Source organism: Cytobacillus firmus NBRC 15306 (assembly GCF_001591465.1).
Taxonomy (GTDB): Bacteria; Bacillota; Bacilli; order Bacillales; family Cytobacillaceae; genus Cytobacillus; species Cytobacillus firmus.
On the sequence record NZ_BCUY01000057.1, the window covers coordinates 1 to 26,010 of the forward strand.

General features: G+C 42.7%; 22 protein-coding genes and 1 tRNA gene. 7 read left to right on the top strand and 16 right to left on the bottom strand.

The features are described 5' to 3' along the window. Positions 1-906 precede the first annotated feature (906 nt). Positions 907-1,821: a DMT family transporter gene (locus tag BFI01S_RS15085; RefSeq protein WP_061793351.1), complete on the bottom strand. Its 915-nt coding sequence runs from the start codon at positions 1,819-1,821 to the stop codon at positions 907-909. Positions 1,822-1,953: 132 nt separating this feature from the next. Here BFI01S_RS15085 and BFI01S_RS15090 point away from each other — a divergent pair, with 132 nt between their 5' ends. After that, on the top strand, positions 1,954-2,652 hold the full coding sequence (locus BFI01S_RS15090; protein WP_061793352.1) for an MgtC/SapB family protein: 699 nt from the start codon (positions 1,954-1,956) through the stop codon (positions 2,650-2,652). A gap of 66 nt (positions 2,653-2,718) precedes the next feature. After that, a tRNA-Ala gene (locus tag BFI01S_RS15095) sits at positions 2,719-2,791 on the top strand. A 61-nt stretch (positions 2,792-2,852) separates the two neighbouring features. On the opposite strand, the gene cydS is transcribed toward BFI01S_RS15095, so the two are convergent. From cydS to BFI01S_RS15125, 7 genes are all read right to left on the bottom strand, one after another. After that, positions 2,853-2,954, bottom strand: a complete 102-nt coding sequence (cydS, locus tag BFI01S_RS24715; protein WP_373682887.1) for a cytochrome bd oxidase small subunit CydS family protein — start codon at positions 2,952-2,954, stop codon at positions 2,853-2,855. 12 nt (positions 2,955-2,966) lie between these two features. Beyond that, on the bottom strand, positions 2,967-3,992 hold the full coding sequence (locus BFI01S_RS15100; protein ID WP_061793353.1) for a cytochrome d ubiquinol oxidase subunit II: 1,026 nt from the start codon (positions 3,990-3,992) through the stop codon (positions 2,967-2,969). After that, on the bottom strand, positions 3,989-5,335 hold the full coding sequence (locus tag BFI01S_RS15105) for a cytochrome ubiquinol oxidase subunit I (RefSeq protein WP_061793354.1): 1,347 nt from the start codon (positions 5,333-5,335) through the stop codon (positions 3,989-3,991). The genes BFI01S_RS15100 and BFI01S_RS15105 overlap by 4 nt, the downstream gene beginning before the upstream one ends. Before the next feature lie 517 nt (positions 5,336-5,852). Next, positions 5,853-6,497, bottom strand: coding sequence for an SDR family oxidoreductase (locus tag BFI01S_RS15110; RefSeq protein ID WP_061793355.1), 645 nt, complete (start codon positions 6,495-6,497; stop codon positions 5,853-5,855). A gap of 71 nt (positions 6,498-6,568) precedes the next feature. Next, a complete protein-coding gene (locus tag BFI01S_RS15115) occupies positions 6,569-7,183 on the bottom strand; it encodes a serine/threonine protein kinase (RefSeq protein WP_061793356.1) in 615 nt (204 codons plus the stop codon). A gap of 275 nt (positions 7,184-7,458) precedes the next feature. Continuing rightward, positions 7,459-9,834 (bottom strand): M14 family zinc carboxypeptidase, encoded by a 2,376-nt coding sequence (locus BFI01S_RS15120; protein ID WP_061793357.1) that lies wholly within the window; start codon positions 9,832-9,834, stop codon positions 7,459-7,461. Between the two features lie 145 nt (positions 9,835-9,979). After that, positions 9,980-11,797, bottom strand: a complete 1,818-nt coding sequence (locus BFI01S_RS15125) for a Xaa-Pro dipeptidyl-peptidase (protein WP_061793358.1) — start codon at positions 11,795-11,797, stop codon at positions 9,980-9,982. A 328-nt stretch (positions 11,798-12,125) separates the two neighbouring features. Between BFI01S_RS15125 and BFI01S_RS15130 the strand changes: the two genes are divergently transcribed. The 3 genes from BFI01S_RS15130 to BFI01S_RS15135 all read left to right on the top strand — a co-directional run bounded on the left by BFI01S_RS15130 (position 12,126) and on the right by BFI01S_RS15135 (position 14,958). Beyond that, on the top strand, positions 12,126-13,484 hold the full coding sequence (locus tag BFI01S_RS15130; protein WP_061793359.1) for a M20/M25/M40 family metallo-hydrolase: 1,359 nt from the start codon (positions 12,126-12,128) through the stop codon (positions 13,482-13,484). 248 nt (positions 13,485-13,732) lie between these two features. Then, positions 13,733-13,882, top strand: coding sequence for a hypothetical protein (locus BFI01S_RS23475; RefSeq protein ID WP_169799775.1), 150 nt, complete (start codon positions 13,733-13,735; stop codon positions 13,880-13,882). A gap of 83 nt (positions 13,883-13,965) precedes the next feature. After that, positions 13,966-14,958 (top strand): potassium channel family protein, encoded by a 993-nt coding sequence (locus BFI01S_RS15135; protein ID WP_061793360.1) that lies wholly within the window; start codon positions 13,966-13,968, stop codon positions 14,956-14,958. Here BFI01S_RS15135 and BFI01S_RS15140 read toward each other — a convergent pair. The 3 genes from BFI01S_RS15140 to BFI01S_RS15150 form a co-directional block, all read right to left on the bottom strand. Beyond that, entirely contained in the window at positions 14,955-15,362 is a 408-nt protein-coding gene (locus tag BFI01S_RS15140; RefSeq protein WP_061793366.1) for a YugN-like family protein, read from the bottom strand. The genes BFI01S_RS15135 and BFI01S_RS15140 overlap by 4 nt on opposite strands. 129 nt (positions 15,363-15,491) lie before the next feature. After that, a complete protein-coding gene (locus tag BFI01S_RS15145) occupies positions 15,492-16,841 on the bottom strand; it encodes a glucose-6-phosphate isomerase (protein WP_061793361.1) in 1,350 nt (449 codons plus the stop codon). 215 nt (positions 16,842-17,056) lie between these two features. Continuing rightward, entirely contained in the window at positions 17,057-18,220 is a 1,164-nt protein-coding gene (locus BFI01S_RS15150; protein WP_061793362.1) for an iron-containing alcohol dehydrogenase, read from the bottom strand. A gap of 163 nt (positions 18,221-18,383) precedes the next feature. On the opposite strand from BFI01S_RS15150, the gene BFI01S_RS15155 reads away from it, so the two are divergent. Next, positions 18,384-18,617, top strand: coding sequence for a DUF378 domain-containing protein (locus tag BFI01S_RS15155; RefSeq protein WP_035333406.1), 234 nt, complete (start codon positions 18,384-18,386; stop codon positions 18,615-18,617). Positions 18,618-18,685: 68 nt separating this feature from the next. Here the strand turns inward: BFI01S_RS15155 and BFI01S_RS15160 are convergent, their stop codons facing one another. The 3 genes from BFI01S_RS15160 to pruA all read right to left on the bottom strand — a co-directional run bounded on the left by BFI01S_RS15160 (position 18,686) and on the right by pruA (position 22,949). Then, complete coding sequence (locus BFI01S_RS15160) at positions 18,686-19,930, bottom strand: Glu/Leu/Phe/Val family dehydrogenase (RefSeq protein ID WP_061793367.1); 1,245 nt, start codon at positions 19,928-19,930, stop codon at positions 18,686-18,688. Between the two features lie 150 nt (positions 19,931-20,080). Beyond that, positions 20,081-21,280, bottom strand: a complete 1,200-nt coding sequence (locus tag BFI01S_RS15165; RefSeq protein ID WP_061793363.1) for an ornithine--oxo-acid transaminase — start codon at positions 21,278-21,280, stop codon at positions 20,081-20,083. Positions 21,281-21,401: 121 nt separating this feature from the next. After that, the gene (gene pruA / locus BFI01S_RS15170) at positions 21,402-22,949 is read right to left on the bottom strand and encodes an L-glutamate gamma-semialdehyde dehydrogenase (protein ID WP_061793364.1); all 1,548 of its coding nucleotides are present in this window, start codon (positions 22,947-22,949) and stop codon (positions 21,402-21,404) included. A 218-nt stretch (positions 22,950-23,167) separates the two neighbouring features. Here pruA and BFI01S_RS15175 point away from each other — a divergent pair, with 218 nt between their 5' ends. Further along, positions 23,168-24,589 carry a sigma-54 interaction domain-containing protein gene (locus BFI01S_RS15175; protein WP_061793365.1) on the top strand — a complete coding sequence of 474 codons (1,422 nt, stop codon included), beginning with the start codon at positions 23,168-23,170 and terminating at the stop codon, positions 24,587-24,589. 63 nt (positions 24,590-24,652) lie between these two features. Here BFI01S_RS15175 and BFI01S_RS15180 read toward each other — a convergent pair whose 3' ends face one another. Together BFI01S_RS15180 and BFI01S_RS15185 are read right to left on the bottom strand one after the other, a co-directional pair. Continuing rightward, a complete protein-coding gene (locus BFI01S_RS15180) occupies positions 24,653-25,018 on the bottom strand; it encodes a group I truncated hemoglobin (RefSeq protein ID WP_048011712.1) in 366 nt (121 codons plus the stop codon). 140 nt (positions 25,019-25,158) lie between these two features. After that, a partial coding sequence (locus tag BFI01S_RS15185) for an SLC13 family permease (protein ID WP_268875337.1) occupies positions 25,159-26,010 on the bottom strand: 852 nt, incomplete at its 5' end.

Sequence of the window (26,010 nt, forward strand, 5' to 3'; positions counted from 1 at the left end):
CTCTTGTTACATTTTACCTTATCGCCCAGAAGCGACTTTACTAATATAACATGTTATCCATGAACAAGTCAACAACTTTTTTCAAATGTTTTCCTTTGTTCAACTTACCTTGTTAAGGACAAGAATTAATATACCATGACTCATTAAATGTTTGCAATATAATTTTTCAAAAATATTTATCTTTATATCTTTGATGCATTTTTGTTATTTATCTCTTCTCTATTAGATGATCGATTTGGAATCAATCCATTAGAGAGTACCTTTAATAAAGCGGCAGATAATCTAATTGATCTGCAACCAGATCTCATAATAGGTGCATGTTCTACAAATCAAATTAATGCGTATTTAACTTGAACTTTTAAGAATAAGTTATATCAATAACATATTATTCGAAAGCTTTATCAGACATGCCCACATACTTATCCACTGTAAGATACTTATTATTACAGTTGTCAACAAAGTTACACACAGCATGTGGATAACTTTGTTCACTTTTCCACAGTTTTAAAAGCATCCATACAGAATAGTAAATTTATAAAAAATTTCAAATAACTGCTTATTTAAATACAAACTCAAAAATAAAATATAGCCAGTATAAAGAAGAAATAGTAATAGTTTGAGTTAATTTTCATAATATCTATTAACTCTACTTTATACGGAAGGTGTGAATCAGACTGGAAACCGCAGCACTATACCTATCAGTAATCATGGCCGTATTTTTGTTTGCTTATGCTTATGCAGAGGGAATTAAAATTGCAAACTCAGATGAAGAGGTCTATGGAGGCACCTTCATCTTTTCTGTTACAGCTGCATTTATTTTTTCAGCTCTGACCTATGTATTCAGATAAAAAAATCTCCCTCTTTCAGGGAGATTTTTTCACTAATATACCTATAGACAGCTCCCATTTATCCGGAAACAGTTGTTTTTCTCTTCAATTCTTTCATCCGAATCCTTCTCTCATCTAATAAGAAGATAGTTATTCCTCCAATTACCACTGTTCCACCAAGAACTTGTGTCCATATAATCGACTCATGAAGCAAATAATAAGCTAGAATTGCAGCACCTACCGGCTCAAATAAGATGGCCATAGAAATAGTTGAGGTGCTTAGCCATTTAAGTGACCAATTAAATAATGTGTGTCCAAGCAGGGTTGGAATTAGAGCCAGCAATATAAAATATACCCAGTCACTGGTTCCATATGGGATTAAAGGTTCATTAACCATTAACACGTAGAATAACAATGTAACAGTACTTATACTGTAGACAACAAAAGTATAGGTAACGAGTGACATCCTTTTTCTGACTGTTTGCCCAAACATTAAGTAGGCTGTTACCAGGGCGCAGGCAATGATTGCAAGTATATCCCCGAACAAAGCAGTCCCGCTGATTTGAAAATCTCCCCAGCTGATAATAATACTGCCCACAATTGCGAGAAGCCCGCTTAATATTGCTTTCCAGGTAAACTTTTCTTTAAAAAAGAAATATGTACCTGCAAACGCAAAAAGGGGCTGAAGAGTCACAAGAACTGTAGAACTGGCTACAGAGGTGTAGTTCAGCGACTCAAACCAAAGAATAAAATGGAAGGCAAGAAACACACCGGCAATAATGGAAAAGATCCAATCCCGCCTTGTAATAAGACGAAGTTCGGGAACATACTTTATAAGGAACACAGGCAACATGAAAAGAACAGAAAAAAATAATCTGTAAAAAGCAATGACTCCCGATGGTGCGCTGGATACCTTCACCAATATTGCCGAAGTAGAGACAGAAACGACGCCAATTGCCAGGACAACATAAGGGTTTATTTTTGTATTAGACATTTTTTATACTCCTTGTTTCGGTTTCCTAATAATTAGGGTATATTTCATTTTACAACGTACAGCCAAACTTTTACTACGGTTTTATTAGATCCTATTTTGGATATATAATACTTTTAAAAAGCGGGAGATATTATGAGCAGTTTAGAGATAGAAATATTAATGAAGCTGGGGATTTCAGCAGTCCTGGGTCTTGTTATCGGCCTGGAGAGAGAATTAAAAAGAAAGCCCGTCGGCCTAAAGACCAGTTTAGTAATTTCCATAGTAAGCTGCCTGCTGACTATTGTGTCTATAGAGTCGGCTTATATGTTTCCCGGCAATGATGACATCAATATAACGATGGATCCTCTGCGTTTAGCTGCACAAATTGTTTCCGGAATCGGGTTTTTGGGTGCAGGCGTTATATTAAGGCGGGGAAATGACAGCATTTCGGGTCTTACAACAGCCGCATTAATTTGGGGGGCAGCAGGAATCGGAATTGCGGTGGGGGCCGGGTTTTACATTGAAGCCATGGCGGGAGTGGCTCTCCTGATCATATCAGTGGAGGTGATCCCATTTATTATGGGCTTAATTGGCCCCCGCCGTTTAAGAGAAAAAGAAATCAACCTGCAGCTGAAGGTTAGGAATAAAGAAACCATCGCCGACATCATACCTGCAATTAAAGATCTTGATATATCTATAAAACACATCCGAATCAAAGATCTGGAGGATGAACACCTCCATCTCGTTCAGCTGATTGTTGGGGTGGACTATAAAAGGAGAACCACTGATGTATATTACAGTGTATCAAGTATTCCTGGAGTACAGTGCATGGAAATCGATAGTATGCAGTAAATTTTTTAATAATTCCTCTTGCAAGATAGCCCCGATGTGGTTATAATTTTTCTTGTACCACCACCTGGGGGATTAGCTCAGCTGGGAGAGCGCAACGCTGGCAGCGTTGAGGTCAGGGGTTCGAGCCCCCTATTCTCCATAATTTAGAAAAAGCTGCAAGGCTAAAATAGGCCCTGCAGCTTTTTTATCTCAATTACTTGTTATTCCTCCACTCTTTCATCCTTCCCCGCCAGCCAAAAAGCCGCAGCGATGGAACCAAAGATTACGATAAACGGCGCATAAAACATTACAAATTCCGCCATGATTCTCCCCTCCTATGCATGGTCGTCACGCTTTCCCTGAACATAGTCTTTATTGAAAAGAAACAGCCTGAGCAGCAGATAAAGTGACGGCAGCAGCAATCCCAATCCTGCTATAAAGGCAATGACTAGGGCGATGGCCATAGCTTCGTTTGTGAAACCATCATAAATGGTCAGGTAGGGATAAAGCAGATACGGATAATGCGAGATTCCGTAGGCAAAGAACGCTACAAAGAATTGCCCTGTCAGTAGCCCGAAAGCAAGTCCATAGTACCTTCTCTTCCATATTAGATAAACAGTCCCCGCAAACAAGATGAATGAGATGCCGAACAGCCACCACAGGTCCATTAATCTGCTGAAATGCTCAGGGTTGTGGTCCCTCAGTTCGACAATGATGCCTGTCGCTGTTACGATAGCAGGCAACGCCCAAATAAGAGCGTATTTTCTCAGCAGTTCTGTGGCCGGTTCATCGTTTGCTTTATTGGCATACCAGGTCAGGAACACTGCTGATATATATAGTACTGCTGTTATACTCAGCACAACAATACTCCATGTCAGCGGGCTGGTGAACAATGTCCAATAGTCAAGCTCCAGTCCCGCTGAACGTTCACTAACGAATCCGCCTTCTGAAATGGTCAGGACAATGGACAGGGATGCAGGAATGAAAAGACCTGAAAGCCCGTACAGATAGGTCCATCTTTTTTGTCTAAGTCCGCCGTAGGTGGTAAAAGCGTAATATGAACCGCGAATGGCAAGCAGGACTACCGCAATGCTTGCCGGCACCAGCAGGATCGTTCCATAATAGTAGGCAGTTTTTGGGAAGAATCCGACAATGCCAACGAAGAAGAACACCAGGAACACATTTGTAACTTCCCAAACCGGTGATAAATAGCGCTGTATAATTCGCGTTAAAATATGATGCTTTCCGCGGAACAGACTGTATGCGTTGAAAAATCCTGCCCCAAAGTCAATAGAAGCAACGATGACATAGCCGAATAGAAACAGCCATAAGACGGAAATTCCGAGGATCTCAAGCGTCATCGAAGCTCACCTTCTTTCTCCAGCTCACGGTCGGCCAACTCCTGCTCGACCGGATTTTTGCGGAACATTCTGGTGAGGACAATGATGCTTCCGATTGCCAGCACGAGATATAAGCCTGCAAACAGCAGAAGCATAAGGTCTACCTGGCCGCTTGAAGTGGCAGCATCTTCAGTACGCATAATGCCCCGGAGAATCCACGGCTGCCGGCCCACTTCCGCAAACCACCATCCCGCTTCAATCGCAATGATCGATAATGGCCCGCCAAGAACGATCAGCCAGCGGAACCATTTCGCCGCAACAAAGCGCATTTTAAACCAGGTGCCTAAGACATAGATGAGTGATAGTGCCGTCATCCACATGCCAATGGTCACCATAAGGTCAAATAAATAATGGATATAAAGCGGCGGAATTTCATCTTCCGGAAATTGATCGAGCCCGATCACTTCTGCATTCGGATTGCTGTGTGCAAGAATGCTTAGTGCATATGGAATCTTAATTGCATATTTCACTTCACCGTCATCAAGAACCCCATATAGCATTAAAGGTGCCCCTTCTTCTGTTTCAAAATGCCACTCAGCCGCAGCCAGTTTTTCAGGCTGGTATTCCGCAAGATATTTTCCCGAGAAGTCACCAATTACCGCTGTAGCGATCGAGAAAATCAATCCGATTTTCATTGTAAGCATCAATGCCTTTTTATGGTAAATATGATTCGATCCTTTTAAAAGACGATAAGCACCTATTGATGCAAGAACAAACGCTGATGTCATATAGGCAGTGGATAGCACATGCGCAACCTTTGTCGGCATGGCAGGCGTGAACATCGCCAGTACCGGGTTAATATTAACAAGCTGGCCATTCACAATATCAAAGCCCTGCGGTGCGTTCATAAAGGCATTTACCATTGTAATGAAAATAGCTGAGAATGATGCCCCAATTGCGACCGGGATTAATAAAAGCAAATGCTTCTTCTGATTCTCAAACCGATCCCAAGTATAAAGATAGATCCCGAGGAAGATCGCTTCAAAGAAAAAAGCAAATGTCTCCATAAACAGAGGCAGCGCAATGACATTGCCTGCGAGTTCCATAAAGTTAGGCCACAGCAATGAGAGCTGCAGGCCGATGGCAGTACCGGTAACAACTCCGACAGCCACGGTAATGACAAAACCGCGCGTCCATCTTCTAGCGAGCAGAATATAATGTTCATCCTGCTTTTTGATTCCCACCCACTGCGCAATCATAATCATGAGCGGGATGCCGACACCAATGGTTGCGTAAATGATATGGAAGGATAATGTCAGCTCTGTTAAGACACGGCTGAAAAAAACTGATTCTTCATTTCCCATTTAACATTCTCCTTTTCCTATCCTGCAAAAATGCGTCCGATAAAAGAAAGCCCCATAATGATAGCCACTGTAAAAGCAAGCCACATCAATATGCGTTCCTGTTTTTTATACATTCACTCACTCCTCTTGAATGCTCACTACATCACATTATTCCACAGTTCCAGCCTAAAAGCTGTGACACTTAAACAACATTTGTGAAACATTCCTTTTACAGCTCCCTATTCCCTTTTAAGCGTCAATTAAAACGAAAAGGACATTGGAATTAGCCAATGGCAAGTTTCAGCAGATTATTTAATTATTTAACTTGTAAATTCCGTAAAAAGAGGAGGGGCGTCCAAATTTACATCTTCGTCGCCAAATCCCTTGGGTATAGGGATTTCTTCTTCTGCAAATACTTGTTTTGCCTATTTTTTATCCATTGAGCCGGCTCCTGTTTTTCTTATTAATCTGTTTCAAACCCGTCATATTTATTCTTTTTTGCCAATAAAAGTCCCGGTGCATACACACCGGGAAAGAGTTATATATTTTTCACTGCCGCTTCTGGATCTTCATCGCCTGATACCAGGTCGAATGCCTGCTTAAAGGTATTTTCTTTATCCAGCAGAGCATAAAGGGTTTTAGCTACATCCTCACGGGGAATGAAGCCCCGATCCAAGTTTTCCGCTGCTTTAATTTTGCCGGTTCCCGGGTCATTTGTCAGGCCTCCCGGACGTACGATTGTGTAGTTCAATCTGCTGTTTTCCAGAAATCTGTCGGCATAATGCTTCGCCGCATAATAAGGCTTGATTGTTTCACTCCACTTATCGCGATTATTTGCCTGAATAGCACTCACCATAATAAACCGGTCCACACCAGCCTTCTCCGCCGCTTCAATTGTTTTTGCCGCTCCGTCAAGGTCAATAAGCAGCGTTTTGTCATATCCGGTATTTCCGCCTGAACCTGCAGTAAATACAATCGCATCGCAGCCTTTGGCTGCTTCAGCCAGTTCATCAACTGTTCCTTCAAGGCTTGCTAGTACCGTTTCCACACCCATATCTTCAAACTGGCGGACCTGCTCTTCTTTTCTGACCATAGCTCTTGCTGTATGTTTATCCCCTTCTTTGATAAGCTTGACCAGCTGCTTTCCAATTTGCCCGTTTGCTCCGACGATAAGAACCTTCATGGATACCTGCCCCTTTCTGTTTTTATGGCCTTTATTATTTCAAAAGAAAAATGCGTTATCAAATGAACTGTTTAAGAACCCAAACGAACAATTCGCTTTTTATAAAGAGCCGCAATTGTATTCATAATTAATACAGGGATCTTCTTTGGAAAATATTTTCTTCTGTAAAATTTATAGAATGCATGCTTTAAGTCGTCCCACTGTGAACAATTTTTCGTTTGCTTAAATCGGGCAACATCAATGATTTTAATATGCCCATCCTCTGTAAGAATAATGTTGCGCAGATGAATATCCGAGGGGTTTAGCCCGCTTTCCCTCGCAAGTTTTAAGGCTTCATCAATTTGTCTTATTGTCTCCTCCTTTATCGGTACCCCCTGCGCAAGACAATCAAACAGAGTCAGCCCCTGCACATAATCAATTACAATATAGTTATCTCCAGAGCCATATAAAGAGGGATAGTATGGATGGTCAGGCAATGCCCTGTAAATCTCCGCTTCTTCCCTGGCAATTCTTTTAAATTCCGGAAAAAAGACTTTTAATACAAGATTGGTTTCTTTAAGCCTAAAAGCGAAGGCACTTCTCCCTGCCCCAATAAATTCCAGTCTGTCGTCCTTTTCAAGAAGTCTGGTCCAATTAAGGCTTCTTGAAAATTTCACACTGCCTGCAAGCTGATGATACAGTTTCATTATTAAACCTCCCTGTTCCAGACTCTCCCCAAAAAATAAAAGGCACAGAGCCATTTATTGGTCTCAGCGCCTTAAAAACAAAAGAGACCTTACCAAATAAATGGTAAAGGTCTCGCAAGCAACATCTGCTGCCAGTAAAGCCGGAGATTTAACATCCCGTATTGACGACTCTACTTGAAAGCTACTCCCCTTTAGGAAGAATCCGAACTATTTTGTTAGCTTAATTATATGTTTTATGCATATATTAGTCAAATGATTCGGCCGCGGAAAACTAATTACTCCTCAAAAATAGAGTTTGAAAGCAACCGGAAGAGATAATCCGTGTGATCCCGGAAGCCCGCTTCAAGTCCGATTAGTGTAACATCCTTATCCTGCTCTTTTACCATGATAGCCTGTCCCTGTGCTGCACTGCGATTTTTCCAGTGTCCGGCAACAAAGAAATTTTCTTCATCAGCAATGGCTGCCAGCACTTCATCATTTTCTGTGCCAGTATACCAGACTGGAGGGTAAACAAATCCCAGGTCATCCCCAGTGTAGCCTGCTGATGCGCCAATGCCTTTATACTCTACCTTAATGATTCCATTGCTGTTGGACCCTCCAGTATTAATAACATCGTCAGTCAGGCCAAGAGTCTTTGTGGCACGGGAAGCACCGGCGCCTACAGCAATATATTTTCCGCCTTCAGAAACGAACCTTTCTGCATATGCTTTAAATGCAGCCAGCTCTTCCTGATTTTTAAGGCCAAATTCTTTATTGGCATTGCTTAAATTCAAAGAAATTAAATTTTCCGTTCCGCTGTAAACAAAAACATCATGTGAGGCAAGACCGTTATTCGCTACTTCTGATGGAGTTAATTCCGTGACACTAAAGCCTAATCTTTCAAGTGCCAGTTTTGTTCCTGAATGAGATTGTGCCTTGTTCATGCCCCCATCTTTTAAGATGGCTACGCTTACTTCGCTAATTGCCTTAGCTTCAGCGGGAACCTTCCCGGAAGTAATCCTAAGGCCAGAATCCTTAACAGCTGCTGAAATGGCATTTGCTGATTCCTCAGCGTAGAAGTTACCTTTACTGTCTCGTTTAACCATTACCCCTTGCTTAAGAAGTGTGTTCACGAGCTGAACTGCTTTCACTGAGCTGTTTGGAATAATATAAGGACCTTTTCCGCTGATTGAGCCCTGTTCTTTTACATTATTTACTTTCGAAGCAGCTGCCTTTACATCACTTTTTACTGCGATCGCTTCAAAGCCCCATAGCTCAGGAAGACTCCAGGCAGAAATATCATACATGGCAGGTGTATCATCAGTTATGTCCTCACCATCCCAAAGCATGGTGTTTGCCAGGCCAGCCTTTGCCTGATCCATCGGTACAATGTAAGTGCCTTTCGGATAGGTCTTTCCGTCAGATGTAAAGGCTTGTGAAGCCTGTTCAACCTCGATATCATTCTTAATTAAATGATTCACAGCCTTATTTGTTACTGTTGGATCATTCTCATTCACTGGCAGGACGTACGCTTTTGGGAAATACCCCTCTTCATGGAAAGGGTGATCAAAGTTAATACCGCGTTTAAACATTTCAATTTGATCGGTAATCATTTCGTCCTTATTTCCTGTTGCATATTTTAATGCTCCCATAATGGCATTGTACATCCAGCGTACGCCATCTTCATCATTTGTCGGAGCTTCAAGCGTATGGCCGTAAGCACCATGGTACATGGCGTACATCGGTGTGAAAATCGGCGGGTAATCATCCCAGCCTGCTGAATCATCCCGCTGAGGAATATAGGTGCCTTCCATTTTCTGATAAAGAGCGCCTGTGTAGAGAGCCTTGTCCCCCATAATTTCAGCTTCCATAGCTGCCGCCTGATCATTAGCCCATTTTTGGTATAAATCATACTCATAGTTTGGATTATAAGGCGGTGTACAAGGTTCAATCAACCCCTGTTTGTTTGGCGCATAATTTTTCACATACCCGTGAGTATCAAGGAATACCATCGGGTTCCACTCTTTAATTAAAGATACCGTCTCCTGCGTTTCAGGCTGTGATTGCGTAATAAAGTCACGGTTCAAATCAATTCCTTCACCGTTAAAACGGGTTGCATCCACACGGCCATCCGGGTTCTGCACCACATTAAAAATTAGAATGTTATTGTCCAGAATTTCCTTTGTCTCCTCGTCATTCTGCGTGGCAAAACGTTCAATCAGCTGCATGACTGCATCGCTTCCCACAAACTCTGTGCCATGGATCGATCCATTGATCATGATTGGGACTTTAAAGTCCTGATTTTTTGCTATCCAATCCTGGGCTTTTTCAGGATTTTTGAACATTTGCTTTCTTAAAGCCTGAAATTTGCCGAACTTGCCGTGTGCACCAGGGTCAGCAATGGTGACAACATAGAGTGGATTTCCATCAGCGGAAGTTCCCTTTACCTCCACCTTCACTCTATTAGACTGTTTTTCAATTTCTGCAAGTTTTGTCCCTATTACTGAGAATTTCATAAAGTCGTAGTTTTCGCTATTGAATAAACTTCCGTCTTTTTCCTCTGACACATTAACATTGACCCACTTCGGACTAACGGCATGAGCGGAACTTAATGGAACAGATGCCAAAATACTTGCTGCCAGAACTCCTGAAAAAACTTTCTTTTTATTCATTATGTACCTCCAGATGCACTTTTTTGTATATTTATGAGATAAAACTTATTTTAATTCAAATAGATCAATTGTGGCAATGCTACTATTTTCCTAAAATAGTCTATTAAAATAGAAAAGAGGGACCAAGAAATGATCCCTCTATTTTCTACTTAAATGCTTTAACTCCACCCTGCACAGGAAGCATTATATGGCTTCTTTCCGGATCGATGGTTATTTTCGCGCCTGCCTTTGGCCTGATTGTATAGTTATAATCGCTTGATAAAACAACTACTCCCAGACGATCACCTTTTTTAAACACATAATCATCAGGCTGCATATCCCATGTAAATGTATATTCACGGTTCGGTGTAAGCCCGGTGGATCTATCTTCGCTGTGAAGGTTTTGAGGATCCATCCACCCTCTTGTAACAATTTCCGGCTTTCCTTCCCCATATTTAACAAGGAGGGCTGTTAGGTTGGCTGTTTTACGGTCTATGCTTGCACGAATTTGAACCTCTGGCGTTCCGCTCATGCGAATATCGTTTTCTAAAGGCGGAGTCAAATAGACAAGCCTATTAGCCAATGCAGAATCCGGATTCAAAGCCAGCTCTTCAGCCTTTATTGCTGCATCGTCCACAAAATGCTGGTTTTTCTTGTTCTTATTTGGTACAGGCTGCAATTCTAAGCTGCCGCCTCCATCGGAAGCCGGTTTAAAATGCAATTTTGCTCCTGAGGTTCCTTTAGCCGGCCAGCTTGCCTCTGTATGCCATGTCTTATCCTCTCTTTGAATGTCAACCATTGGTTCATCCATGACATCATTTTTTATATCATACAGCCAGTAATCAAACCATTTATTTAAAGTCGGAAGCCATACATCACGTCTAAAGCTGTAGGGGCTGGAATGGCTGCCCTGATGAAGCCACATTTTCCTTGGAACATCATTCTCGCCAAGTGCCTGCCACCAATCTGAAAAATGCTTTGTTTTAACATTCCAGTCATTTAATCCATGGACAATAAAGACACTTGCTTTTACTTGATCAGCATCCTTGGTATAATCTCTTTTACTCCAGAATTCATTATAATCCCCGGTTTCCCTGTCCTGGCCTTCCGTTAATTCTTTTATGACATTGCTGCATGCTTCAGGGCTTTTCCTGGTTAAAATCGCTTCCGCCATATTATCCGCATCTTCACCCTGATACCCCCCTGGCGCAATCACAGCACCGTTTGAACGATAATAGTCATACCAGCTGCTGATTGCAGCAATGGGCACAATTGTTTTAAGGGCTTCCACTCCAGTGGCAGCCACAGCATTTGGCAGTGTTCCGTTATAGGAAACTCCTGTCATCCCAACGTTTCCTGTTGACCAATCAGCTTTTATTTCCTGTCCCTCTGCATTGAAAGCTTTTGTTCTTCCATTCAGCCAATCAATTACAGCCCGTGTTCCAAGGATTTCATGTTCATCCCCGGTTGTAGGGCAGCCGTCAGAAAGGCCTGTCCCTACACTTTCCGCCAGAACAACCGCATAGCCTCTGGGCACAAAATAATCATCATAATACCCCGGGAGATTAGCCTGCGGTTTTCCTTTTTCCCCCTTGTCTTTCCCTTTTCCAGGCACAGTGTTAAGTTCTGTATCCACATCATAAACCGGGACACCTTTAATTCCGGAACGGTAAGGGCTCATTTCATAAATAACTGGAACCTTTAACCCTTCCTCTGTTTCTTTTGGCCTAATAATATCTGCACGTACCCGATCCATCTTTCCATCCCGATCACTGTCAGTGTCTGTTTCAACAAAAATCCTTTCGACAATGGCATCGTCCAGGGAAAAAACGGGCTGCGTCATGCCATTTTCGACTTTAATCTGTGTTTCAGCTGAGGCAATGCTGCTGTGGCTGTCTTTACCAATTGAAGGCAAAGCCCCGCCGGCAATCAGCGGGAAAGCGATAGCTGAAGTTATGAACACTTTTAAAGCAGCTTTTTTCATAAAAGATCCTCCCTTATATAAACTTTATAATTTTCAGAATAGATTAAAATCACTTGAGTTTCGATAGTCGAAAGACCTGTATTTTCTAAAAGAGAAGCGATAACAAGCCACCGGAGTCCTCCAAAAGTCATGACTAAAAAAGTATGAATCTTAGATATAGTACTTTACAGCTGCCATTTCCCTGAACCCAAAAAGTTAATATCTTCCTTTTCTCCCATTATTAATAAAACTGCTAGGATAATCGATTCGTTTTACCCTTTGATAAAAGGAAGCAGAGTTATGTAAGCGAATACATATAGCTGGACTACTAGCCGAGGGGGAATAAAAGATGAAAGTTGGAAAGAAAGCATCTTCTGTCATGCTTGCAGCGGTTCTGACAGCTTCAAGCATGTATGGGGTGCCTGTTCAATTTGTGCAGAGTGCTGAGGCAGCACAAAGCCAGGCAGAAAATCCAGGCTCAAAATCGTTTGATCAGAAGGTAATCGCAAGGGTAGATGCAGCTCGCATGATGGAGGATGTCAGGTATTTATCAGAAACCATCGGGCCTCGGGTTGCAGGAACGGAAGCGGAAAACGAAGCAGCAAATTTCATTCGCAAACGCCTTGAGTCATATGGCTACACAGTCGATACACAAGAGTTCAGCATTCCTGATAAAATGGCTGGAGGTTTGCATACCAGTGATCTGAAGGAGGTTCTTGTAACCATTCCTTCCGGGTCAGGATCGACGCCTGAAGAAGGAATTACATCTGAATTATATGATGCCGGATTAGGCAGGGCAGCTGATTTCTCAGAAGAAGCATCAGGAAAAATAGCACTCATTTCACGCGGAGATATCCCTTTCTCTGAAAAAGTTTCAAATGCAGTAAATGCCAGGGCTGCAGGGGTCCTCATTTACAATAATGTGGATCAGCCAGCCCCTATGAATCCCTCAATCGGAGGTCCCTATACTATTCCTGTGGGAAGCATAACGAAAGTAAGCGGAGAAGCACTCCTTCAAGATATTGCGGCAGAAAACAAAACGGTAACGCTGACTGTAAAGAGATTTCAAAACATAAAATCGCAAAACATTATTGCCATCAAGAACCCTAAGCCTAATAAAGGCGGAGAAACTGATATTGTCCACATTTCTGCGCATTTTGATAGTGTCCCATTTGCTCCAGGGGCAAGCGATAACGCATCAGGTACTGCTGTTGCCCTAGAGCTGGCGAGAGTTCTGAAAAGTTATCCTTCTGACAAAGAATTGCGTTTCGCATTTGTAGGCGCAGAAGAAATTGGGCTTCTTGGTTCTAAGCATTATGTCAGCCAGCTGAGCGGCAATGAGATAGAGCGGAGCATCGCAAACTTCAATATGGATATGGTAGGTACAGCATGGGAAAATGCAACTGCGATTTACATGAATACCCTTGATGGCCAGGCAAATATTGCAACAGAAACCGCTCTTGCTACTGCAGAGCGCATTGGCACACCTTCTGAATTAGTACTTTATCAGCGCGGCGCATCCGACCATGTTTCTTTTCACGATGCAGGCATCCCGGCTGTTAACTTTATCAGACGGGAGCCTGTCACAGCCAATCTTGAGCCGTATTATCATACTCCGCTGGATTCCATCGAGCACATTAGTGCCGAGCGGATGAAAGAAGCCGGAGATCTGATAGGGGCCTCGGTTTACAACTTGATTCGAAAATAGAACTGTCTCTAAGAATCCTCGGGTATACCACGAGGATTTTTTGTTTTTTACTTGCCAGCTATTCATTAAAGCCAATGTGTTTAGATGCAAAATAAGAGGGTAAACTATATCCGTTCTAAATTTCTTGTTTAATAATTGACGTTTTTACCGTTTAAATTGTAAAGAATCCGGGTAACATAATTGTAACATTACAAATAAATTAACTAACTGCCTGTTAGTCCTTTATACCCCTAAAGGAGGGAGTCATCATGGATGTTGAACACGAGGCTGTCATACTAAAGAGAGAACTCTCCCTTCTCATGGATGAATATGAAAGGTGCGAGATTGACGACGTGAAAAATGAAATATCAAAGGATATTCAACTGCTGAGCCGTGCAATAGACGATATACTTAATTAAGTATATACCTGGCATGGCTTTTTTTTTATTCTTGCTTCCTGTTTTTTTTAACACCCATGGTTTTTTATTAGGAGTGATGTTTTATGCCTCAGCACATTTATTACAGTTTCATCCGTCTGCCTTTAGTAATCAGGATTCTCTTGATTGCCCTGTTGGTGATCTTTCTTTTTGGCGGATTAATACATATTATCGAGCCCTCCTCTTTTCCGACCTTTTTTGATGGGATCTGGTGGGCTGTGGTTACAGCTTCCACCGTCGGATTTGGAGATTTATATCCGAAAAGCACTGCCGGGCGCATTATAGGAATTGCGCTTATCTTAACAGGAGCGGGCTTTCTGTCTACATATTTTATTTCACTTGCAACAGCCGCAGTGACCCGGCAGAATGACTTTCTGGAAGGAAAAGTTGAATATCGGGGCAAAAATCATATTGTTGTGATTGGCTGGAATGAACGGGCAAGGGAGATCGTTAATACACTCGGGGGCGATGGGATGAACCATTCCATTGCTTTAATCGATGAAACATTAAAATCAAATCCTGTTCCCCATAATAATGTACATTTTATTCAGGGACGCGCTAACAGAGATGATGTCCTCATGAAGGCAAATATATTTGACGCGCAAAAAGTCATCATTACAGCAGATCAGAATAAAGATGAATTGCATGCTGATATGAATTCAATCTTAACCTTATTGGCAATCAAAGGGTTGAATCGGGATGTTCAATGTATCGTGGAAATATTAACTTCTGAACAGGCAGCAAATGCCAAAAGAGCGGGGGCTGATGAAATTGTCCAGACGAATGTGCTCACAAGCTTCGTTATGATCAACAGCATATCTTCCCAGGAGCTCGTTACTTCTTTTCTTGATTTGCTCGGACAGCTTGATAAACGAAAATTAACGTTTCAGCCTGCATCGGAAGAAATAGAAAATAAAACCTTTGCTGAACTTAGTGCAGAGCTCATGAATGAAGGCATCCTCCTTTTAGGTGTTAAAAGAGGGGAGGAAACTCTGGTTAATCCTCCCCAGCCATTTAAAATTCTTCAGCAGGACCAGCTGATTGTTATACTCGGTTAATCTCTTATTAATATGGACTCAAGCTCTTCGACAAGCGCTTTGCCGAGATCAATGAATTCCTTCGGAAAACTGGCGTCCTTATCCACAGGCTCCGAGAATTGATCAAAGGAGGCGCTGAAATTTCCTGTATAAGCGTGGTCATCAAGACCGCGCTGGTACTTATGGGAAAGCAGAAACGGCCTGCCTATTTCCACCGTACAGCTAGGATCATCAAGCTGCCCATCAATTGCCTTAAATGGGACCCTTAAGAACTGGTAGCCCACCTCATCATCAATTTTATAGTCAAAAGAACCGTGATCATAATCCCAGTTCCCGCCAATTGAATAGCCAATTGGCTTCAAAGCCTGCTCCAGCTTATATAGATCAAAATGCTTTCCTTCCACTTTTGAAGGTATCTCAATCACTGAATCCATCCCCTTTTTCGCTTTTTGCTTAGTTTCTCCAAAATGGGGGATATCATGAATACGATTTAGCAGCGGCATCATTTTAGCCAATAAAAAAAACGCCCACCCGCAGGCAGACGCTTCTCACTATTACTTCAACCTCTTTTCAAGTTCAGCTTTTTTCTCTTCAAATCCTGGTTTTCCTAATAGGGCGAACATGTTCACTTTGTATGCTTCGACACCAGGCTGGTCGAAAGGATTCACTCCCAGAAGATAGCCGCTCATTGCACAGGCTTTTTCAAAGAAGTAAACCAGATAGCCAAATGTGTAGGCATCCATTTTTGGAATGGAGACGATCAGGTTTGGCACCCCGCCGTCTGTGTGTGCAAGCATGGTTCCTTCAAAAGCTTTATTATTCACAAAATCGACAGTCTCACCAGCAAGGTAGTTCAGGCCATCAAGATCATTTTCTGCCTCTTCAATGGTAAGCTCATGGCGTGATTCTTCCACCTTGATAACCGTTTCAAAAAGATCCCGGCGGCCTTCCTGCACATACTGGCCTAATGAATGAAGATCAGTGGAAAAGTTAGCTGAAGAAGGGAAAATTCCTTTCTGATCCTTTCCTTCACTTTCACCGAACAGCTGCTTCCACCACTCTGCAAAATATTGAAGTCCTGGTTCGTAGTTGATCAGCATTTCAATCGTTTTGCCTTTGTTATAGAGAACATTGCGGACAGCAGCGTACTGATAGGCTGCATTTTCCTGAAGCTCAGATTTACTGAAGTCTTCTCGTGCCTGTGCAGCACCCTTCATCATATCTTCAATGCTTGCACCGCTGACAGCTATCGGCAAAAGACCTACTGCTGTAAGAACAGAATAGCGGCCGCCCACATCATCAGGAATAATAAATGACTCGTAGCCTTCTTCTGTCGCAAGAGTTTTTAAAGCACCTCTCGCTTTGTCGGTCGTAGCATAGATTCGTTTACGCGCTTCTTCCACACCATATTTTTCCTCGAGCATTTTGCGGAAAATACGGAAAGCCAATGCCGGCTCAGTTGTTGTGCCTGATTTGGAGATCACATTGATGGACCAATCTTTTCCGTCAAGCAGATCCATTAAATCCTTCATGTAAGAAGAGCTGATATTGTTGCCGGCAAACAGTACCTGCGGAGTACCGCGCTTTTCTTTTGAAAGTGCATTATAGAAGCTGTGCTGAAGCATTTCAATAGCCGCACGCGCTCCAAGATAGGAGCCTCCAATTCCAATGACAATAAGAACATCGGAATCATTCTTAATTTTCTCAGCCGCTTTTTGAATGCGGGAGAACTCTTCTTTATCGTAGTTTGAAGGCAGATCGATCCAGCCTAAATAGTCGCTGCCAGCTCCAGTTTGTTCATGAAGGGAGTGGTGAGCAACCTTCACTGCATCCTGCAAATATGTAATTTCATGTTCACCAAAAAAAGGAAGTGCTTTTGCGTAATCAAAACGAACGTGTGTCATGAATGTCCTCCAATTTTTCTCAAATTTAAACAGCCTGCAGTAATTCTGGCTGTCATCCTTATACCACTTTAACGAAAGCCTTAAAGTTAATCAAGAATCATCCCCTAATGTAAGCGTGTCCAATTTTGACATATTTTTTACGCGCAAATGGTGATTGTCATTTTTCGGCGAAAAATGTAAAAGGACTCTGCTTATGGCAGAGTCCACCCTGGTATTTATAAAGAAGCGCGGTAGATTGAAACCACGTCATCATGGTTTAATTTCGCGAAATTGCCGAATTCTCCGTTGACAGTCGCTTTATCTGCCATCAATTCGATCTTGCTGTCATCGATATCATAATCTGCCAGGCGTGACGGTGCACCAATGCTGCTCCAGAATTCACGAAGCTTTTCAATGCCTTCAAGCGCAGTCTCCTCATCTGTTTTTCCTGCGGGATCCACGTTAAATACACGGATAGCCAGCTGCTTGAATCGCTCAGGCTTCACGTTCAGATTGTGCTTCATCCAGTTCGGGAACAGAATGGCAAGGCCGCCGCCATGAGGGATATCATAAACAGCCGATACGGCATGCTCGATATTATGCGTTGCCCAGTCTCCGCGATAGCCCATATTCAGAATTCCATTCAGCGCCATCGTGCCCGAATATAAAATGGCTGCACGATGCTCATAGCTTTCAAGATCTTCAAGAAGTTTAGGAGCTGCCTCCATTATGGTAATCAGCAGGGATTCACACATGCGATCCTGAAAATCAGTATTTTCTTCAAGATGAAAATAATGCTCCAGCACATGGGACATCATATCAACAATTCCATACACCGTTTGATTTCTTGGCACTGTGAACGTATTAACAGGATCAAGAATTGAAAATTTAGGAAATGTCACGGGACTGCCCCATCCGTATTTTTCGTTTGTTTCCCAATTTGTAATAACGGACCCGGCATTCATTTCAGAACCGGTAGCAGCTAAGGTTAGAACGGTTCCAAACGGCAGAGCTTTTTCAGCAAAAGCTTTCTTGATAACCAGATCCCAGGCATCGCCATCATATTTAGCACCGGCAGCGATAGCCTTGGTGCAGTCGATTACACTCCCTCCGCCAACAGCCAGCAGGAAATCGACGCCCTCATTTTTACAGATTTCAACCCCTTTGCGAACAGTAGAGATTCTTGGATTAGGCTCAACCCCTGCCAATTCAAACACTTCAGCACCAATTTCATTTAGCTGAGCCATCACTTTATCATATAATCCATTTTGCTTAATGCTTCCTCCGCCGTATACAACAAGAACCTTCTTGCCGTACTGAGGGATTTCAGTCTGCAATTGGGAAAGCTGATCTTTCCCAAAGATTAATTTAGTCGGATTATAAAAGGTAAAATTTTGCATATCACCATCTCCTTTTCCCCATCATTATCTTTCAAATTTTCAGCTAATGCAAAAAGAATGTTCGTCTATCCTTCATTGTGGCCCTTTACGAATAGTACAATGAATATTTTTTATTTACGTGCAGCAACATAATAGTGAACCTATACTATAAGGAGGAAACATCATGAGTGGCATTCAGCGTATTGCACTGGTTCTAACAATTATTGGCGCTATTAACTGGGGTTTAATCGGATTTTTCCAATTTGATCTTGTGGCAGCTATCTTCGGCGGCCAGGATTCAGCCCTAGCCAGAATCATATATGGCCTGGTGGGCATCGCAGGTCTTATCAATTTGGGTCTGCTCTTTAAACCTAATGAAGAGCTGGAAAGAGAACCTGAAGCAAGACCAACCCGATAATATATGCAAAAAATCCTTGCACTTAGCGTGCAAGGATTTTTTCAGGGAAAATTATCTGTTATTTTTACTTAAACCCATCCCCGGAATCGGGAGGCTTCAGACATTTTTCTTGCACCGACCATGTAAGCAGCTAAACGCATATTTACCTTTCTCTGCTGTGAAGTCTGATAAACATTATCGAAAGCCTGAACAAGCACTTTTTCAAGCTTTTCTGTAACTTCATCTTCAGTCCAATAGTACCCCTGGTTGTTCTGCACCCATTCGAAATAGGATACGGTTACACCGCCTGAGCTTGCTAAAACATCAGGAACAAGCAGGATTCCCCGGTCTGAAAGAATTTTTGTAGCTTCAAGAGTGGTTGGGCCATTTGCTGCTTCTACAATGATGGAAGCCTTAATATCATGAGCGTTTGCAGCGGTAATCTGATTGGACACAGCCGCAGGAACCAGGATATCGCAATCAAGTTCAAGCAATTCTTCGTTTGTCAAAGTGTTATCGAAAAGGGTCGTTACCGTTCCAAAGCTATCGCGCCTATCAAGAAGGTAATCAATATCCAGTCCATTCGGATCATATAGAGCACCATAGGCATCTGAAATGGCGACCACTTTAGCGCCTGCATCATGCATGAATTTTGCCAGGAAGCTTCCTGCATTTCCAAATCCCTGAACAGCCACACGTGCTCCTTCAATGGAAATGCCGCGCTTTTTCGCAGCTTCCTCGATGCAGATCACTACCCCTTGTGCAGTAGCCTTTTCCCTTCCTTGTGACCCGCCGAGAACAAGAGGCTTGCCTGTGATAAATCCGGGAGAATCATACTCACGGAGGCGGCTGTATTCATCCATCATCCAGGCCATGATCTGTGAATTCGTATAAACATCCGGAGCAGGTATATCTTTTGTAGGGCCAACGATCTGGCTGATTGCCCTGACATAACCTCGGCTTAAGCGTTCCAGCTCCCCCATTGACATGGAACGGGGATCACAAATGATGCCGCCTTTCCCTCCTCCATAAGGAAGATCCACAATTCCGCACTTTAAACTCATCCACATGGATAATGCTTTTACTTCATCTTCATTTACTTCAGGATGAAAACGGACACCGCCCTTTGTCGGTCCCACCGCATCATTATGCTGTGATCTGTAGCCGGTGAAAATTTTTGTCGACCCGTCATCCATCCTTATCGGGATTCTTACCGTGAGCATCCTCAGCGGCTCTTTCAGCAGCTCATACATCTCATCTGCATAGCCGAGCTTGTTCAAAGCTTCTTTGATCACAACTTGAGTTGAAGTAAATAAATTTAAAGACTCTTCCATTTTTTGTTCAGATACTTTACCAGCTACTCCTGCAGCTCCCATCATGGCACCTCTTGATTTTAATATTTAGGAAAATTACAGCAATACTCCATAACCGGCGGCCCTGCATCACAAATTCAGACACAAGGGTCAACTGTCCGTATAATTGTATTAGCTTAATACTTTATTGATTCTTTCAATTGCCCAATCAAGCTCTTCTTCAGAAATGACTAAAGGAGGGGCAAAACGAATAACCGTGTCATGCGTTTCTTTGCAAAGCAATCCTTGTTCTTTAAGCTCTTCACAATATTTGCGAGCTGGCTCATTCAGCTCAACACCGATAAATAAGCCGCGGCCGCGCACTTCTTTAATAACCGGATTATTAATTTCTTTTAATTTGCTCATGAAATAGTCGCCCAGTTTAAGGGAACGGTCTGCCAGCTTTTCTTCAACCAATACGTTCATGGAAGCAACAGATACGGCACAAGCCATTGGGTTTCCTCCAAATGTTGAACCATGTGATCCAGGATTAAATACCCCAAGAACATCTTTATTCGCAACTACGCATGAAATCGGGAATACTCCTCCACCAAGCGCTTTCCCTAAAATGAACATGTCAGGATCTACATCTTCCCATTCGCATGCAAACATTTTTCCGGAACGCGCAAGGCCAGCCTGAATTTCATCTGCAATGAATAATACATTGTTTTCCTTACAAGTTTCATATGCTTTTTTCAGGAAGCCTTCCGGAGGAATCACAATTCCAGCTTCACCTTGGATTGGCTCAATTAAGAAAGCCGCCGTATTCTCAGTGATTGCTTCTTTAAGAGCGTCAAGATCCCCGTAAGGAATCAGCTTAATGCCTGGAAGCATAGGTCCGAAGCCGCGCTTATATTCTTCTTCAGAAGAAAGGGAAACCGCTGTCATTGTACGGCCATGGAAGTTTCCGACACAAGCAATGATCTCCGCCTGGTTATCCGCAACCCCTTTTACGTCATAAGCCCAGCGGCGTGCAGCTTTAATTGCCGTTTCGACTGCTTCTGCCCCTGTGTTCATAGGGAGTGCCATCTCTTTATTTGTCAGTTCACAGATCATTTCATACCATGGTCCAAGCTGATCGTTATGGAAAGCACGTGAAGTTAATGTTACACGATCTGCCTGTTCCTTCAGCGCCTGAATGATTTTTGGATGGCGGTGCCCCTGGTTTACAGCTGAATAAGCACTTAGCATATCCATATATTTATTTCCTTCAGGGTCTTCCACCCAAACACCTTCCGCTTTGGAAATAACGATTGGCAGCGGATGATAGTTGTGTGCACCGTATTTTTCAGTTTGTTCAATTAGTGATTTTGATTTTGTCGCTTCAGTCAATTAAAATTCCTCCTTTTTCCGAATAGTCCTTTTTATTGTAACGTTAAGCTATTCTTCTTTAAACTATTTAAGGTTTTAGCATGTACAGGATATTAAATATCCCATACATGCTTTACAGATTTTAATACATTTCAGAAGTCGTCTTTGCCTGCATGTGAAGCAGGATATAGTCAGGTCCGCCCGCTTTGGAGTCTGTTCCTGACATGTTGAATCCGCCGAATGGCTGGTATCCAACAATCGCACCCGTACAGCCGCGGTTGAAGTAAAGGTTTCCAACATGGAAATCTTCGCGCGCTTTTTGGATGTGCTCCCGGTTCTGTGTGATCACTGCTCCTGTTAAGCCGTACTCGGTGTTGTTGGCGATTTCAAGCGCATGATCGAAATCCTTTGCCTTTGTGAAGCCAACGACAGGTCCAAAAATTTCTTCCTGCATTAACCGTGCATCCGGGGCAAGGTCTGCGAATACAGTCGGCTTGATGAAGAAGCCTTTCGAGCTGTCGCCCTCTCCGCCTGCCATCAGCTTGCCTTCTTCTTTGCCGATTTCAATATAGCTCATGATCTTGTCAAATGCGCCCTGGTCAATCACTGGACCCATGTAATTGCTTTGGTCTTCAGGATTGCCCTGTGTTAATTCGTTAGTCAGTTCAACCACTCGGTTAAGCACCTGATCGTAGACATCTTCTACAACAACCGCACGTGAACATGCTGAACACTTCTGGCCGGAGAATCCAAATGCAGAAGCCACGATGGAAGTCGCTGCCAATTCAAGGTCTGCCTCTTTGTCGACAACGATCGTATCCTTGCCGCCCATTTCCGCGATAACGCGCTTCAGCCAGATTTGGCCATCGTTTAATTTAGATGCGCGCTCGTTGATGCGAAGACCCACGTCGCGTGATCCTGTGAAGGAGATGAAGCGGGTATCTTTATGGTCAACCAGGTAGTCGCCCACTTCCGCACCGCTGCCAGGCACGAAGTTCAGAACGCCTTTCGGAAGGCCTGCTTCTTCCATCACTTCAACGAATTTCGCAGCCACAACTGGAGTTGTAGAAGCTGGCTTTAAAAGAACAGTATTTCCTGCCACGATTGCCGCAACAGTTGTACCGGCCATGATCGCAAGCGGGAAGTTCCAAGGAGAAATGATGATCCCCACTCCCAATGGAATGTAGTCATAACGGTTATATTCGTTCGGACGGCTATTGACTGGAACACCGTCTTTGATTTCTAAAATTTGGCGTGCATAGTACTCAAGGAAGTCAATCGCTTCTGCAGTATCAGCATCTGCCTCGTTCCAAGGCTTTCCTGCTTCTTTTGTTAAAAGTGCAGAGAACTCAGCTTTTCGGCGGCGGATAATCGCAGCAGCTTTGAATAGCACATCTGCGCGTGTTTCCGGCTTTACTTTTCTCCAAGTCTTGAATGCTTCGACTGCAGCCTGCATTGCTTTTTCGGCAAGATCGCGGTTTGCCTTTGATACACGGCCAACGACTTCTTCTTTATAAGAAGGATTGAATGATACAATTTTATCTTCAGTAGAAATGCGCTCTCCGCCAATTAAAAGATCATAATCCTGTCCTAAATAGCTTTCGACTGTTTTTAATCCCTGTAAGTACGCTTCACGGTTTTCTTCTGTTTTAAAATTTGTGAAAGGTTCATGTTTGTACGGCTGTACCATGATGCCATCCCCCTTTAATAAATTCGTTTTTTATCCACCATTTTATAATGCAAGAACTGTGCCAAATATAAAAAGCTGATAAATAACAATTCTTATAAGCTGGAAGCAAAATTTTTTTGCTCTTTTTGAAATACCAATACTTTCTGGTGCAAATTTTCATTGCATATATTCAATTAAATATATACTATTGAATAAACTGCCGAGTGAAGGAGATTACAATGAATCACAGGGAAATTGAACAGCTCCAACTAAAAAACAAAATCTTTCAGCGGATATTAGATGAAATTGATGTTGGTGTCCATGTAGTGAATGAGGAAGGAAGAACAACTTTCTACAATAAAAAAATGGCTCAAATAGAAGGCATGGATTATGAAGATGTATTGGATAAAAATCTTCTGGATGTGTTTTCTTTCAACCAGGACGAAGACAGCACCTTACTTCAGGCGCTCAAAAATGGCAGCAAAATTAAAAATGCCAAACAAACCTATTTTAACAATAAGGGGCAGGAAATCACCACGATCAATAATACTTTTCCAATTATGGAAGATGGCGAACAGATTGGAGCTATGGAAATCGCGCGTGATGTAACCAAGCTTGAAAAGCTGATCAGAGAAAATATGAATAAACGCGGAGACACCCGCTATACTTTCGATAGTATAATTGGCTCAAGCGACGAGATCAATGAAGTGATTGAAGCGAGCAAAAGAGCAACCCGGACAAGTTCTTCTGTCCTGATTATCGGAGAGACCGGCACAGGAAAAGAGCTCTTTGCCCAAAGCATCCATAATGGCAGCAGCCGATCTTCAAAACCATTTATCTCTCAAAATTGCGCTGCTCTTCCAGACAGTCTGATAGAGGGTCTTCTATTTGGCACAAAAAAAGGTGCATTTACAGGCTCCATTGAAAGGCCTGGATTGTTTGAACAGGCAAATGGCGGGACTTTGCTGCTTGATGAAATCAATTCACTTAATCCAGCCCTGCAGGCAAAGCTATTGAGAGTTTTACAGGAAAAAACGGTCCGCAGGGTCGGTGATACGAAAGACCGGACAGTAGATGTTAGAATTATAGCAACCATTAACGAAGACCCGATTGATGCAATCTCAGAAGACCGCTTGCGAAAAGATTTATATTACAGGCTGAGCATTGTTTCCCTCTTCATTCCGCCTCTGCGTAAGAGAAGAAAGGATATCCGGGATCTTGCACAATTTTTCATAGAAAAATACAATCAGCTCTTTGGAATGAATGTAGCGGAAATCGATGAAGAAGTAATGAGCAAATTCGAGCAATACGATTGGCCGGGCAATGTACGTGAACTGGAGCATATTATCGAAGGAGCCATGAATCTGATTGATCAGGAAGAAGCGATCAGCTATGTCCATTTGCCTCTTCATTTCCGGAATAAGCCGCAATTCAAGGAGGAGCCGAACGAAACCGGTCATTTGGAGGATTTGCTGATTCAGAAAAACAAGCCTATTAAATCACTTGAACAATATATACAGGAAGCCGAAACCTACTATCTAAAGAAAGTCCTTAAACACCATGGCAATAATATAACCCAAGCCGCAAAATCCCTTGGCATGAGCCGGCAAAATCTGCAATATAGGCTGAGGAAGTACGGTGTCAGGAAAGAAAACAGCTGATTGAATCCGGCGTGAGGACCTGCCAAAAATCGAATAAAAAACGAAAAGCTCCCCACGGGGAGCTTATTTGTATAGAATATCGTCCCGAAGCGCTGCAACACGAGTCAAAGCTTCATCGATATCCCTCTCACTCACTCCGAAATGCGCAAGTGCATCATGCAGATGCCTGGCAATTGCATCAAAGTGTTCCGGCTGCAGATTCATGCCCTCATGTGCTTTTGCCATGGAATTACCTGAATATTGATTTGGCCCTCCAAGAGCATAACTGATGAACTTGGATTGATGGCGTTTCTGCTTTACCATATCGGTATGCTCGAAAAACTGATTGACGGTCGGATCCTTCAATACCAGTTCCTCGTAAAAATAATCGACAACCTTTTCAATAGATTCTCCGCCGCCTACTTTTTCGTAAAGTGTCTGCTCTGCCATATTTATCTCTCCTTTCAACAAAATATATTCTTCGCTAACTGAAAGTTCCTATTCAAAATTTTACAGTCTGAATCAATTTACCTTTACCCTATTATCTTCTCAAAAAACAAAAAAGACTCCGAGGGTACGGAGCCTGAAATTTAAGAAGCTAATTGATCGTTCTCTTCCATTTCTTTTCGTTCCTGATCACTCATGAATGTTATTTTGTAGCCAAGCATCGCAAAGATAATAGCCAGAATCGGCACAGCGAAATTTAAAATCGCGTATGGTGCATATTCAAATGGATGAACCGCCAGAGTTGACATGATAAACACCGCACAAGTATTCCAAGGAACAAACACGGACGTGACAGTACCTCCATCTTCAAGGGCCCGCGAAAGATTCTTAGATTGCAGATTTTTATCCTTAAATGCCTGTGTGTACATTCTGCCCGGCAGCAGAATGGAAATGTACTGCTCTGCAGCCGCTACATTGGTAAAGAAAGCAGATAGCACGGTAGTGGCTACTAAGCTTCTTGCTGAACGGGCCAATTTCAGGATCTGTTCAACAATGGCTTTTAGCATCCCGGTCTGCTCCATAACTCCTCCAAACGCCATCGCCACTATCGTAAGGGACACAGTATACATCATATCGTCAATGCCGCCTCTATTAAATAGCTCGTCCACCATCGTGTTCCCTGATTCAATCGAAAACCCTCCCTGGAGTGTATTCACAGCATCCCCTGCAGCGCCTCCCTGTACAAAAATATGGCAAAGCCAGCCAAGGAAAACACCAACCGCAAGGGCGGGCAATGCAGGCACTTTTTTTGCAACTAATCCTATAACAATTAAAGGAACCAATAATAGCCAAGGGGAGATGACAAAGTTCTCCGATAAAACATTCATGACACCAGAAATTTTATCATTATTCAAATCATCCCCGCCAAATTGCCTTCCCAAAAACCAATAAGCAATAATGGCAATGGCCAGCGCTGGAAGGGTTGTGAAAAACAT

What these genes read in the sequence shown, in the direction of transcription:
- BFI01S_RS15085 (WP_061793351.1), bottom strand. Translation starts at nt 1,821, where the DNA reads ATGTCTAATACAAAAATAAACCCTTATGTTGTCCTGGCAATTGGCGTC.
- BFI01S_RS15090 (WP_061793352.1), top strand. Translation starts at nt 1,954, where the DNA reads ATGAGCAGTTTAGAGATAGAAATATTAATGAAGCTGGGGATTTCAGCA.
- cydS (WP_373682887.1), bottom strand. Translation starts at nt 2,954, where the DNA reads ATGGCGGAATTTGTAATGTTTTATGCGCCGTTTATCGTAATCTTTGGT.
- BFI01S_RS15100 (WP_061793353.1), bottom strand. Translation starts at nt 3,992, where the DNA reads ATGACGCTTGAGATCCTCGGAATTTCCGTCTTATGGCTGTTTCTATTC.
- BFI01S_RS15105 (WP_061793354.1), bottom strand. Translation starts at nt 5,335, where the DNA reads ATGGGAAATGAAGAATCAGTTTTTTTCAGCCGTGTCTTAACAGAGCTG.
- BFI01S_RS15110 (WP_061793355.1), bottom strand. Translation starts at nt 6,497, where the DNA reads ATGAAGGTTCTTATCGTCGGAGCAAACGGGCAAATTGGAAAGCAGCTG.
- BFI01S_RS15115 (WP_061793356.1), bottom strand. Translation starts at nt 7,183, where the DNA reads ATGAAACTGTATCATCAGCTTGCAGGCAGTGTGAAATTTTCAAGAAGC.
- BFI01S_RS15120 (WP_061793357.1), bottom strand. Translation starts at nt 9,834, where the DNA reads ATGAATAAAAAGAAAGTTTTTTCAGGAGTTCTGGCAGCAAGTATTTTG.
- BFI01S_RS15125 (WP_061793358.1), bottom strand. Translation starts at nt 11,797, where the DNA reads ATGAAAAAAGCTGCTTTAAAAGTGTTCATAACTTCAGCTATCGCTTTC.
- BFI01S_RS15130 (WP_061793359.1), top strand. Translation starts at nt 12,126, where the DNA reads ATGAAAGTTGGAAAGAAAGCATCTTCTGTCATGCTTGCAGCGGTTCTG.
- BFI01S_RS23475 (WP_169799775.1), top strand. Translation starts at nt 13,733, where the DNA reads ATGGATGTTGAACACGAGGCTGTCATACTAAAGAGAGAACTCTCCCTT.
- BFI01S_RS15135 (WP_061793360.1), top strand. Translation starts at nt 13,966, where the DNA reads ATGCCTCAGCACATTTATTACAGTTTCATCCGTCTGCCTTTAGTAATC.
- BFI01S_RS15145 (WP_061793361.1), bottom strand. Translation starts at nt 16,841, where the DNA reads ATGACACACGTTCGTTTTGATTACGCAAAAGCACTTCCTTTTTTTGGT.
- BFI01S_RS15150 (WP_061793362.1), bottom strand. Translation starts at nt 18,220, where the DNA reads ATGCAAAATTTTACCTTTTATAATCCGACTAAATTAATCTTTGGGAAA.
- BFI01S_RS15155 (WP_035333406.1), top strand. Translation starts at nt 18,384, where the DNA reads ATGAGTGGCATTCAGCGTATTGCACTGGTTCTAACAATTATTGGCGCT.
- BFI01S_RS15160 (WP_061793367.1), bottom strand. Translation starts at nt 19,930, where the DNA reads ATGGAAGAGTCTTTAAATTTATTTACTTCAACTCAAGTTGTGATCAAA.
- pruA (WP_061793364.1), bottom strand. Translation starts at nt 22,949, where the DNA reads ATGGTACAGCCGTACAAACATGAACCTTTCACAAATTTTAAAACAGAA.
- BFI01S_RS15175 (WP_061793365.1), top strand. Translation starts at nt 23,168, where the DNA reads ATGAATCACAGGGAAATTGAACAGCTCCAACTAAAAAACAAAATCTTT.
- BFI01S_RS15180 (WP_048011712.1), bottom strand. Translation starts at nt 25,018, where the DNA reads ATGGCAGAGCAGACACTTTACGAAAAAGTAGGCGGCGGAGAATCTATT.